Origin of the sequence: Pseudarthrobacter niigatensis, assembly GCF_030812615.1 — a bacterium.
Taxonomy (GTDB): domain Bacteria; phylum Actinomycetota; class Actinomycetes; order Actinomycetales; family Micrococcaceae; genus Arthrobacter; species Arthrobacter niigatensis.
In genome coordinates, this window is record NZ_JAUSTB010000021.1 from 17,777 (window position 1) to 28,213 (window position 10,437).

Annotated in this window: 14 protein-coding genes; 10 read left to right on the forward strand and 4 right to left on the reverse strand. The window is 67.4% G+C overall.

Features of this window, described 5'->3' with window-relative positions; genetic code table 11:
* Positions 1-54: 54 nt before the first annotated feature.
* From J2T23_RS19190 to J2T23_RS19210, 5 genes are all read left to right on the forward strand, one after another.
* Complete coding sequence (locus tag J2T23_RS19190; protein ID WP_503128808.1) at positions 55-585, forward strand: DoxX family protein; 531 nt, start codon at positions 55-57, stop codon at positions 583-585.
* Positions 582-1,382 (forward strand): AzlC family ABC transporter permease, encoded by an 801-nt coding sequence (locus J2T23_RS19195; RefSeq protein WP_307362651.1) that lies wholly within the window; start codon positions 582-584, stop codon positions 1,380-1,382. The genes J2T23_RS19190 and J2T23_RS19195 overlap by 4 nt, the downstream gene beginning before the upstream one ends.
* Positions 1,379-1,690, forward strand: coding sequence for an AzlD domain-containing protein (locus J2T23_RS19200; RefSeq protein ID WP_307362654.1), 312 nt, complete (start codon positions 1,379-1,381; stop codon positions 1,688-1,690). The genes J2T23_RS19195 and J2T23_RS19200 overlap by 4 nt, the downstream gene beginning before the upstream one ends.
* 236 nt (positions 1,691-1,926) lie before the next feature.
* Complete coding sequence (locus J2T23_RS19205; protein WP_307362656.1) at positions 1,927-2,064, forward strand: hypothetical protein; 138 nt, start codon at positions 1,927-1,929, stop codon at positions 2,062-2,064.
* Positions 2,065-2,147: 83 nt separating this feature from the next.
* The gene (locus tag J2T23_RS19210; protein ID WP_307362659.1) at positions 2,148-2,615 is read left to right on the forward strand and encodes a hypothetical protein; all 468 of its coding nucleotides are present in this window, start codon (positions 2,148-2,150) and stop codon (positions 2,613-2,615) included.
* A 31-nt stretch (positions 2,616-2,646) separates the two neighbouring features.
* Here J2T23_RS19210 and J2T23_RS19215 read toward each other — a convergent pair whose 3' ends face one another.
* Both J2T23_RS19215 and J2T23_RS19220 read right to left on the reverse strand, forming a co-directional pair.
* A complete protein-coding gene (locus tag J2T23_RS19215; RefSeq protein ID WP_141158396.1) occupies positions 2,647-2,871 on the reverse strand; it encodes a hypothetical protein in 225 nt (74 codons plus the stop codon).
* A gap of 244 nt (positions 2,872-3,115) precedes the next feature.
* A complete protein-coding gene (locus J2T23_RS19220; protein WP_141183144.1) occupies positions 3,116-3,763 on the reverse strand; it encodes a TetR/AcrR family transcriptional regulator in 648 nt (215 codons plus the stop codon).
* A 123-nt stretch (positions 3,764-3,886) separates the two neighbouring features.
* Between J2T23_RS19220 and J2T23_RS19225 the strand changes: the two genes are divergently transcribed.
* From J2T23_RS19225 to J2T23_RS19245, 5 genes are read left to right on the forward strand one after another with little or no spacing between them, the layout of a single operon-like run.
* Complete coding sequence (locus tag J2T23_RS19225) at positions 3,887-4,210, forward strand: thiamine-binding protein (protein ID WP_141158394.1); 324 nt, start codon at positions 3,887-3,889, stop codon at positions 4,208-4,210.
* 60 nt (positions 4,211-4,270) lie between these two features.
* Positions 4,271-4,963, forward strand: a complete 693-nt coding sequence (locus J2T23_RS19230) for an O-methyltransferase (RefSeq protein ID WP_307362665.1) — start codon at positions 4,271-4,273, stop codon at positions 4,961-4,963.
* Between the two features lie 50 nt (positions 4,964-5,013).
* Positions 5,014-6,102: an acyl-CoA dehydrogenase family protein gene (locus tag J2T23_RS19235; RefSeq protein WP_370871471.1), complete on the forward strand. Its 1,089-nt coding sequence runs from the start codon at positions 5,014-5,016 to the stop codon at positions 6,100-6,102.
* Entirely contained in the window at positions 6,096-7,472 is a 1,377-nt protein-coding gene (locus tag J2T23_RS19240) for a bifunctional PIG-L family deacetylase/class I SAM-dependent methyltransferase (RefSeq protein ID WP_307362667.1), read from the forward strand. Before J2T23_RS19235 ends, J2T23_RS19240 begins: the two co-directional genes overlap by 7 nt.
* Positions 7,469-8,260, forward strand: a complete 792-nt coding sequence (locus tag J2T23_RS19245) for a glycosyltransferase family 2 protein (RefSeq protein ID WP_307362670.1) — start codon at positions 7,469-7,471, stop codon at positions 8,258-8,260. The genes J2T23_RS19240 and J2T23_RS19245 overlap by 4 nt, the downstream gene beginning before the upstream one ends.
* A 34-nt stretch (positions 8,261-8,294) precedes the next feature.
* On the opposite strand, the gene J2T23_RS19250 is transcribed toward J2T23_RS19245, so the two are convergent.
* Both J2T23_RS19250 and J2T23_RS19255 read right to left on the reverse strand, forming a co-directional pair.
* Positions 8,295-8,552, reverse strand: a complete 258-nt coding sequence (locus J2T23_RS19250; RefSeq protein ID WP_307362673.1) for a hypothetical protein — start codon at positions 8,550-8,552, stop codon at positions 8,295-8,297.
* Positions 8,553-8,936: 384 nt separating this feature from the next.
* Positions 8,937-10,166: a YihY/virulence factor BrkB family protein gene (locus J2T23_RS19255; RefSeq protein WP_307362675.1), complete on the reverse strand. Its 1,230-nt coding sequence runs from the start codon at positions 10,164-10,166 to the stop codon at positions 8,937-8,939.
* Between the last annotated feature and the right edge of the window lie 271 nt (positions 10,167-10,437).

The following is a 10,437-nucleotide window of genomic DNA, read 5'->3' on the forward strand; positions in this document are numbered from 1 at the left end:
CTGTGCCCTAGCGCCGGTTTCCGGGCCGCGCTGTGGCTGTGGTTGAGTGGTTCCATGTCTTTTCCCAGGTCCGGCACCGCTGCTAAGGGCTTGTCCGGTCCGTTCCGATCCATCCACGGCCCGGCCCTGCGGCATCTGTCCGCAGCGGCCATGGGAGCCCTTCTCCTGGCCAGCGCAGGCAAGCATTTCCGGGACCCAGGTTTTTACCGGGACGTCGTTCCCGGGTACCTGTGCCGGCAGGACGCGGTGCCGGGCGAACCCCGCAGCAGCACAGCCCAGCATCCTTGGGCCGTCCTGTCCCGGGATGAATGGATCGCCCTGAGCGGTCTGCTGGAGCTCGCCGCCGCCGTCGGAATCCTGCTCCCACCCACCCGGAAGCCCACGGCCACTGCCCTCACCGCCATGTTCACGGCATTCCTGGCCGGGCATGTTGATGCCCTCCTGGGGGCGTACGGGCCGCAGGGCACACCCCGCCGACGGAAGATCCATGCCGTGCGGCTTCCCCTCCAGGCACCGCTGATCATGTGGGCCTGGAGCCTGCGAAATGCCGCCGTGCCCGCGGTCAACCCGGGAAGCCGGGGGTGAAGCTGCTGGCTTCGCCGGCGGTGAAGGTGGGCATCTCCATCAGTATTGCCACCGGTCTTTACGGCGTATCGTTCGGCGCGCTGGCGGTCACGTCCGGGCTCAACTTCTGGCAGACCATGGCGCTAAGCCTGCTCCTCTTCAGTGGCGGCTCCCAGTTCGCGTTCATCGGGGTGGTGGCAGGGGGCGGTTCAGGCGTTGCGGCGATGAGCGCGGCCACCCTCCTGGGCATGCGCAACGGCATCTACGGCATGCAGTTGAACGCGCTGCTCCGGCCCACCGGCTGGCGCAAGTACATCGGAGCGCAGCTGACCATCGACGAATCCACGGCCACCAGCACGGGCCAGACGGACCCGGACGAACAGCGCCGCGGCTTCTGGACCGCAGGCGTAGGGGTCTACCTGCTGTGGAACCTCTTCACGGCCGTGGGCGCGCTGGCCGGCAGCGGGTTGGGCGACCCCAAGCAGTGGGGCCTTGACGGGGCCGCCGTCGCCGCCTTCCTGGCACTGCTCTGGCCCCGGCTCAAAGGACGCGAGCCGATCGCCATCGCGGTGGTTTGTGCAGTGGCCACGGTGGTTGCCGTCCCCTTTGTCCCGGCGGGCGTGCCCATCCTGGTGGCCGCGGTCGTTGCTGTGATGGTGGGCTGGTTCGGCCACGGCCGCCGCGACGAAGGCCTTGAGCCGGACGTCGAACCCTACGGCGACCACGGCCATCACCCGGGCGGCGCCCATCTCCGGGGCAGGGGCGTCCGCAGGGAAGCCGGCCGCAGGGGAGCTGCGGACCCGGAGGAGGGCAGATGACTTTGTGGATCTGGCTGCTCATCGCCTGCGTGCTCGCCTACGCCTGGAAACTGGTGGGCTACTTCGTCCCCGCCAAATTCCTTGAGGATCCGCGCACCTCACGTGTCGCGGGAACAATGACTATCGGCCTGCTGGCCTCGCTGACGGTGGTGAACGCGGTGGTGTCGGGGCAGGGACTCGCCGCGGATGCCAGGCTGGGAGCGCTGGCCGCGGCCGCGATCGCCCTGGTACTGCGGGCTCCATTCCTGGTGGTGGTGATCGCCGGTGCCGGCACGGCGGCGCTGCTGAGGATGCTGGGGTGGAACTGATCTGTTGAATCCACTCCGGGGCATGGTGACGTGGGTCACTTCCCCGGTTGGGTGCCAGTTGTACTATGGGATCGGCTTATGCAGTTGGCCATGGAATTCCTTATTGAACGGCACCCATGGAAAATCAGCTGCACCCTGCGGGCGGCTTGGCGGGCAGAATCCGCCAAAAGAACGCCCGACGGCGGGCGGGCCTTCCCGCCAAACGGTTCTTCAGGCGCTTTTCCCGACTTTCGGACGTGCCGGAAGAGGAACTGGAAATTCTCTCCCAACGGCTCCGGGCGGCACTCGACCTGGATCCGTCGTCGTCCGTTCCGGCCCTTCAGGCCCTGCTGCGGGAGGAAATGCGCAGGCGGGCAGATGCAGCCCAGGCCTAGTGGCCCAACATTCCGGCAGCCATCTGTGATGCACTGGATGAGAGGCAGCCCACACCCAGGCGGCCACCGAAGGAGGATTCGAGATGGGCGAACAGTCACGGCCTGTTGAGCCGCATGGCGGCCAGGGCACCGAGGATACCCGCAGGAACGCCAAGGACGAACAAGGCGCGGGGGTACCGGCAGAACAGTCTGCCAAGTCGCGGGCCACCTATTTGGACCCCCGCGGCTCGGAATCAACGCGCGAGCTGCGAGACACCGCCAGGCGTCGGCGGGATGCGGAGGAGAAGCTCCAGCAGCACCTGATGGAAGCGAAGGACCACGTTCCCAACGAGTTCCATGAACACCCCGGCCACGGCTACCAGGGACACGGGCACGCCGAACACGGGCACCTGGGCGCTGGGCACGCGGACGGGCCATCCGCGCAGGAGCAGCCCGGCCACGCAGACCCAGGGTCGCAGCACCAGGAAACCCCGCCGGCTGGACAACGGGCCGGCGGAGATGCCCACGCCGGGGACAGCGCCGCCGGCGAACCCGGTGCGGAGAAGCGCTGACACAGTTAGGGGAATCGGGACGAACGGGTAGCTAGGCTACCCCGTGCGCCGCGCCGTCAGGGGAGACGGACCGGCGGCCGCATTCCTCCACGCCCATCTCGTACCAGACCTGTGCGCCAAACTCGGGTTCGGGGGTATCGAGGTTCTGGTACAGCGCGTCGAGCAACTCGACCAGCTCGCCGGCGGTCAGCTCGGGAAGGACTTCCTCCGGCCCGCGCGGATCCGTCAGGTAGTGGAGAAGCTTTGAGTGGTTCATGGCAGTGCGGCCGTCGTCTGGGGGGCAGGCGCAAAGTGCATGGGGTTGCTCCAACGTGGAAGTGCCGAGGCTGGCTGCCTAACCCCACCTCCGAGTTTATTGCACGTACCTGCAGGTAACAATGGGGCCCGACTGGTGACCTGACTCCCTCGGCGGAACAGCCCGGCAGCGGGATTCCGGCACCGGAGCTGCGTACGCCGGCCTCGCCCGGCATGGACTGGCCGGCAGGCTGACTGCATGTTATTCAGCCCGGCTGGCCCGGCGTGGTGGCGGTGAACCCAGGGGCGGCGGGGACGGGGACGAACACCGGAAGCGGTCGGGATGGCCGGACTGTGCGGATGGCGTCCTCCACCAGCGCAAGTGGCCTGCGCCAGGCATCGGACCCCGGTTCCATGGTGTCCACCACACCGATCAGCATGGCCAGCAGCCGAAACATGTCCGTCATGGAAATGTCAGGGCGCAGGCTTCCCTGGCCCTGCCCGCGGACCAGAAGCACTCCCATGGATTCCATCAGCGATCCGGTGATCCCGGTGAGGAGCTCGCGCCGGCCCGCCACCGCACACAGCAGGTTGGCGTCGTCGCTCGCTGCGGCCATCAGGGCTTCGAGGACACGCAACATGCCTGCGGCAGCATCGATATCGGCGAGGGCGCCGTCCATGACGGGGTCCACGGTGAGCCGGAGCTGCCGGTTGAGCGCCGCCAGTACCAGTTCTTCCTTGTCAGCGAAGTTTCGGAATAGGGTTGCCGGGCCAACGCCGGCCGTGGCTGCGATGGTCTGGAGCGGTACCTCCGGGCCGAACTCGCGGAAGCACTGGCGCGCCGCAGTAATGATCTTGTCCACGTTCCGCGCTGCGTCTGCGCGGAGGGGCTTTCGGGCGACTGCGAGGCTCATGCCAAAAAGGGTAACAACGGAGACTGCCGCCACCATGGTTACTTCGGGGTAGCCGCTTATGTGACGCAGCCGGCCGGCGCCCGGCCCTGCGGCTGCCCGCGGGCACGTGGGAGACTGGTGAGCATGTTGCTTGCATTTTCTGTTGCTCCGTCAGGCGTTCCCACCGAGGGCTCCAGGCCCAACGACGCGTCAGTGCACGACGCCGTTGCTGCCGCAGTGAAGATCGTCCGCGAGTCCGGGCTGCCCAATCAGACGGATTCCATGTTCACCACCATCGAAGGCGAGTGGGACGAAGTGTTCGACGTGGTCAAGCGCGCCACCGAAGCCGTGGGCCGGTACGGCAGCCGCGTTTCACTGGTGATCAAGGCGGACATCAGGCCCGGGTACAGCGGCGAACTGACAGCGAAGGTTGACCGCCTGGAGACCGCACTGGCGCAGGAGCCCTAAGCGTCCTTTGAGGGGCCGGATTGTCTGGACCGCCGGGGCGCCGCGTGCCAAACTGTGGCAATGTTCGAGCACAAACCACGGCCGGAATGGGTTGCCACCGAGGAGTTCCTGTCCGACACCGTGGTGCATCCGGACGGTGCCGTCCAGCAGGCCATCCGCGCCGCCGCGGAGGCCGGGATGCCCCCCATCGAGGTGGCGCCGAACGCAGGAAAGCTCCTCAAGCTCCTGGTCCAGCTCTCGGGTGCGCGGCGCATCCTGGAGATTGGGACCCTCGCGGGCTACAGCACCATCTGGATGGGCAGGGGACTTTCACACAACGGCACACTGGTTACCTGCGAATACCTGCCCCAGCATGCGGAGGTGGCCTGGGCCAATATTGATGCGGCCGGCCTGGGGGAGCGGGTGGAAATCCGGCTGGGCCCTGCGCTGGAAACCCTGGCTGCCCTCGAGGAAGAGGAGCGGGAGCCGTTCGATTTCATCTTCATCGACGCGGACAAGGAAAACAACAGCCGCTACCTGGACTGGGCTGTCCGGCTTGGCAGGCCCGGAGCGGCAGTGGTCCTGGACAACACCATCTGGGAGGGCGCCGTCCTGGACCCGGAGCTCGACCCCGTCAACGCGCCTGGAATCATCGACGCCCTCAAGCTGCTGGGCGACCACCCGCGGCTGGACGCCACGGTAATCCAGACGGTGGGCTCCAAGGGCTGGGACGGATTCGCCCTGGCGCGCATCCTGCCGAAAAATAGTAAGTAAGCTGTTGAGATGCGTCCGGTGCCACCGGACACCTTTCATGGAGGACGTACTTGCCAGCGACAACTACTCCTGTGCTCCTGGGCTCCACTCCCGCCGGGCTCTCCCCGTGGTTTCCAATCCTTGACTCAGCCGGCGGTACTGCCGGTGACGTGCCCGCCCTGCTGGACCTTGCCGTGGACGCCGGGCACACCTGGCCACGGCCTGGTGAGGGGCGCACCATGGTGTTGTGGGAGCTCCTCGCCTCCGTGGCCGCCGTCGATGTGGCGGCCGCAAGGGTGTTCGAGCCGCACCTCGACGCCGTCGCCATCCTCGCCCAGGCCGCCAATTCTTCCCCGGTGGACCATCCCATGCCTGCAGGTGCCGCCGACGCATCCTGGGGCGTCTTCGCCGCAGAGGCGCCCAATGCCAGGCTCGAGGCGCGCCCCGCAGGCACCGGGGTGGTCCTCAACGGGACCAAGCCCTGGTGTTCACTTGCCGGCAGGCTGGACTGCGCCATCGTCACTGCCCATACGGACGACGGCGGCAGGGCGGCTTTCGCTGTCAGCCTTCGCCACCCGGGGGTGCAATGCGAGGAACCGGCCTGGATCGCACGCGGGCTCCGGGAGATACCCAGCGGAAGCGTGCACTTCGACCAGGTCCCGGCAACACCTGTGGGAGGTACCGGCTGGTACCACAGCCGGCCCGGTTTCGCCTGGGGCGGGATGGGCGTCGCCGCCTGCTGGCTGGGCGGCGCCGTGGGGGTTGCGCGGGACTTCCGGGACGGGCTGCTCGCCGGTGCCGGAGCCGGACGGGAACCGGACCAGCTGGCGCTCGCGGCTTTGGGTGAGGTGGACCGGACCATCGCAGCCGCCCTCCAGTACCTTGCCCGCACCGCAGCCCGCATTGATGACAGATCGCTCGGTGCTGACGGGAACCAAAGCACCTGGAGCGAGGCCCAGCGTGTCCGGGGGACTGTTGCCGCCGCCGTCGAACGTGTCCTTCACCTGGTGGGCTCCAACCGCGGGCCCGGGCCGCTCGCCTTTGACGAAAAGTACGCCAAGAGGATGGCGGACCTGGCCCTCTACGTCCGGCAGCATCACGGTGCGCGGGATGATGCCCAGCTGGGCCGGCTCGCGCTCAAGGGGGACTGCCCGTGGTGACCTTTTCGCACACGGACGATGGCACCAGTGAAGCAGCCTGGACCCGGAGCGGCCTGGCTGTGGCCCCTGAGCTGCCGCTCGATCCGGCCGAATTGTCGGGCATGCGGTTCGTTGTCCTGGCCGCGCATCCGGACGACGAAACTCTTGGTGCCGGTGGGCTGATGGCCACGTTGGCGGCCCTGGGAGCCGGGGTGGAAGTCGTGCTCTGCACGGCGGGGGAGGGGTCACATCCGGACTCACCCAGCACCACCCCCGAGCAGCTGGCTGCCGTCCGGCTTGCCGAATTTTCCGCGGCCCTGGACGCCCTTGGCCTGGCGGACCGCTTGACGTTCATCGGTCTGCCGGACCGGGGACTGGCCGGCCACGCGGAAGCGGTTGCCGGCGCGATCCGGGACGCCGTTCGGCGGCTCCCCGGCCGCCCGGACCAGCTGGCCATCGTTGCTCCGTACCGGGCCGACGGCCACGGTGACCACGACGCGCTGGGGGCGGCAGCGGCAGAGGTTGCCCGCCGCGACGGCCACGCCCTCCTGGAATATCCAATCTGGTTTTGGCACTGGGCAACGCCGGGCGACCTGGACCGGCAGCAGTGGGTCCGCTTCCATCTCGATGAACGCGCCCGGCGGGCCAAAAAGCGCGCCATGGAGGAGCACGCAACCCAGGTGCAGCCGCTTTCGCCCCGCCCCGGGGACGAAACCCTGCTCAGCGCCGCTTTCCTGGAGCACTTCGGGCGAGGCTATGAAGTCTTCGCCTGGACCCCGGCGCCCGGTTCACCCGGCCCGTTGCATTCCAGCGCGGACGCAGAGGCGGTATTCGACGGCGTCCACGACCATTCCAAGGATCCCTGGAACTACGGCAGGAGTTGGTACGAGCGGCGCAAACGGGCCCTCACCTTGGCCGCCCTCCCCGAGGAAGGCTATGAACGCGGGCTGGAAGTGGGCTGCTCCATCGGAACCCTGACGGCCGAGCTGGCTGCCCGCTGCAACAACCTGTTGGCGGTGGACGCCAGCGGAACCGCCGTGCGCCGCGCCGAAGACCTGCTGGCGGGCACGCCGGGGGTCCGGGTCGAACAACGCGTGCTGCCTGGATCCTGGCCCGGAGGAACGTACGACCTGGTGGTGGTCTCGGAAGTGGGCTACTACCTGGCCCCTGCCGAGCTGGCCCGGCTGTGGGACAGGGTGGAGGCATCCCTGGAACCTGGCGGAACCCTGCTCTTGTGCCACTGGCGGCATCCCATCGAAGGGTGGGAGCTCGACGGGGACACCGTCCACACCCTGGCCCGGCAGCGGCTTGGTTGGCGGACTTCCGGGCTGTACCAGGAGCGCGACTTTGTGCTGGAAGTCCTGGTGGCTCCGGACCGGGAGCCGGGATGACCAGGACTGCCCAGGGCAACGGTGATCAAATGACGCCGGGTGGCCAGGCAAACCACGGCATCCGGCACGTGGCAGTGGTCATTCCGGCCCACAACGAGGAGCAGCACCTGGAACGGGCTCTCACCGCCGTCAGGCACGCGGCCGACCGGGTCGAGTCGGAAGTGCCGGATGTTGCCGTGCAGGTGGTCGTTGTCCTGGATGGTTGCACGGACCGGTCCCCGGCGGTGGCCGCCGACGCAGCTGCGGGCGATCCGCGGTGCGTGCTGCTTTCTGCGAACTTCGGGAGCGTGGGTAAGAGCCGGCAGGCCGGTGTGCGGGCGGCGTTGGAGAACGCCGGCGGTCCTGCGCAGTCCGGTGCGCCGGCAGATCCAATGCGGGGAATCTGGCTGGCCAACACAGATGCGGATTCCTGTGTTCCCGGGCACTGGCTGCTGCGGCAATTGGAACTGGCCGCCGGAGGCACCGATGTTGTCCTGGGCACTGTTCAGCCGGACCCCCACGGCATGCACCACGAGCTCCTGGCCCGCTGGCACGCCCGGCACGCCAGCACCGAGAACCACCCCCATGTCTACGGTGCCAACCTGGGGGTCCGGGCGTCGTCCTACCTTGCGGCCGGCGGCTTTCCCGGCGTCGATTTCGATGAAGACCAGGCCCTGGTGGCCCGGCTTCGGCGCAGCGGCGCACGCATCGTCGCCACGGACACCACCCGGGTCCTCACGTCAGGACGGACTGCGGGACGGGCACCGCAGGGGTTCGCCGCTTATCTCCTGGCACTCGCCCGGCCTTAGCGGCAACGCGCTGACGGCGGGGGTGGTATCCCTGTCAGACCAGGTCCGGGGCGCTGGCAACGATGTAGTCAGCGGCGGCCGGTCCTGTCATGGAAAGGTTGTTGCTGTCCGGGTTGATGCCGGCGTTATGGAGGGCGTCCCAAAGGGCTGCCGGCGGCTGGAGTTCCGCTTGATGCAGGAGGCACCAGCTTGTGTAAAGACCGTATAGCTCGTCGCGTCGGAGACCCAGTCCGGGCTCCCTGTCCGCAACGACTGCTTCGGCAAGAAACTGTTCAAAATGGATAGCAGGCATGTCCGCTCACAAATGGTTGACAGTAATCCCGCCGACTGCTTCAGCGGCCTTGCCGGTCTTCCGGGGAATCCCGGCGAGGTATTCACGAAAGTATTGCAGTTCCGCGTGCTTGTCCAGTTGGTTCCGGACCGGTTGGGCCTGTGGGGAGGGGCCCGTGTACAGTGGCGCGGCGTCGCCGAGAGCGGGGTGCACGGGCGGGCCTGAGGGGGCCGACGGCGACTGGGGGGACTGGCCTCGGTCTCAGAAGAGGCCATCTCACCGCCGACCCCGTATTGCCCCGGGTGTGCTGCCGCCCGGGAAAACCAAACAGGACCTCTAGGATGAATTTTCCTCCATCCCGAAGGTCCTGCCTAGTCCCTCTGCGCCGCGGTTGCGCCTGCCTGCTTAAGCGCTCCCGCCCCGCCGGATTCCGTCGTCGGACTCCCCGCTTTCGGCACGGTGCTGCACCTTGTCGCGGACCCTGTCGCGGTGCCGCTCACCTGGCCGGACCGCGTCCCGGCCGTTGCCGGCAGGCTGCCCGTCCCGGTCCTCGCCGGAGCCCTCCCGGCCACTCTCCGCGGCGTACCTTTCCCGGAGGTCACGGCCATGTTTGATGTCTTCTTCGACCTGCTTCTGCAGCTTCTCGCTCTTCTTCGTGTCCCGCGGCGGCAGCTGGATGGTTTCCTCGGCCTTGATCCCGGCCTGCAGTTCGCGGCCGCGTTCCACTTCCGCGTCAAACTCGGCGCCGAAAAGAAGCGACATGTTCAGGATCCAGAGCCACAGCAGCATGATGATGACACTGCCCAACGCCCCGTATGTCTTGTTGTAGTTGCCGAAGTTCCCCACGTAGAAACCGAATCCCAGTGAGGCGATCAGGAAGACCACCAGGGCAATCCCGGACCCCATGCTCATCCACCGGAATTTCGGCTGCTTGACGTTGGGAGTGGCGTAATACAGCACGGCAATGATGGCGATGATCAGGGCGATCATCACCGGCCACTTGGCGATGTTCCAGACCATGAGGAACGGCCCGCTGAGGCCGATCAGGCCGCCCACTGCCTCGGAAACCGGGCCGCTGAGGACCAGCATGCCGGCCAGCATGGCCACGATGACCACAGCCAGGAGCGTGACGCCGAGCATGGTTCCACGGAGCTTCACGAAAGCGCGGCCCTCATCCACCTCGTAGACCCTGTTCATGGCCCGGCCAAAGGCTCCGACATAACCGGAGGCGGACCACAGCGCGGTGACGAGGCCAATAACAAGGGTGAATCCGGCCGCCGGGGCGCTGGTCAGTTCCGAAACCGGCCCGCTGATGGTATTCACGGTTTCCGCCGGAGCGAAGCCGCGCACGATTTCCAGCAGTGCATTGGTGGTCTTCTGCGGGTCCCCAAACAGGCCAAGGAGCGATACCAGTGCCAGCAGGGCCGGGAACAGCGAGAGAACCGCGTAATACGTCAGGGCCGCTGCGAGGTCGGGGCACTGGTCCTTGCTGAATTCCCGGAGCGTCTTCCTGGCGATGTATTTCCAGGATGGTTTATCCAGGTCCCTGGGGCTGGCGGGTTTCCTCGAGTCATCGGGGGCCGGAGCCTGGCCCGCCTTGGCGGTACTGGTCTCGGATGTGTCGTGAGTGGCCATGGGGTGTCCTCTCAATCAGGGGGCCAAGCGGTCAGGCCGGCCCGCGGATCGCGGTGCCGGCCTGCCGATCAAACTGTTGCCTTACAGTGCCGCGGGGGCGGCTAGGTGTTTTGGATGTTGTCTTTGGCGTCCGTGGCGCGGTCTTTGACGTCGGTCGCGGCGTTTTGGCCTTCGGCTTTGACGTTGTGGGCGGCGTCGGTGGCGGTGGCTTTGACGTTGTCCATGGCTTCCTGGGCGGGTTCCTTGAGGTCCTGGGCCATGGTTTTGGCGG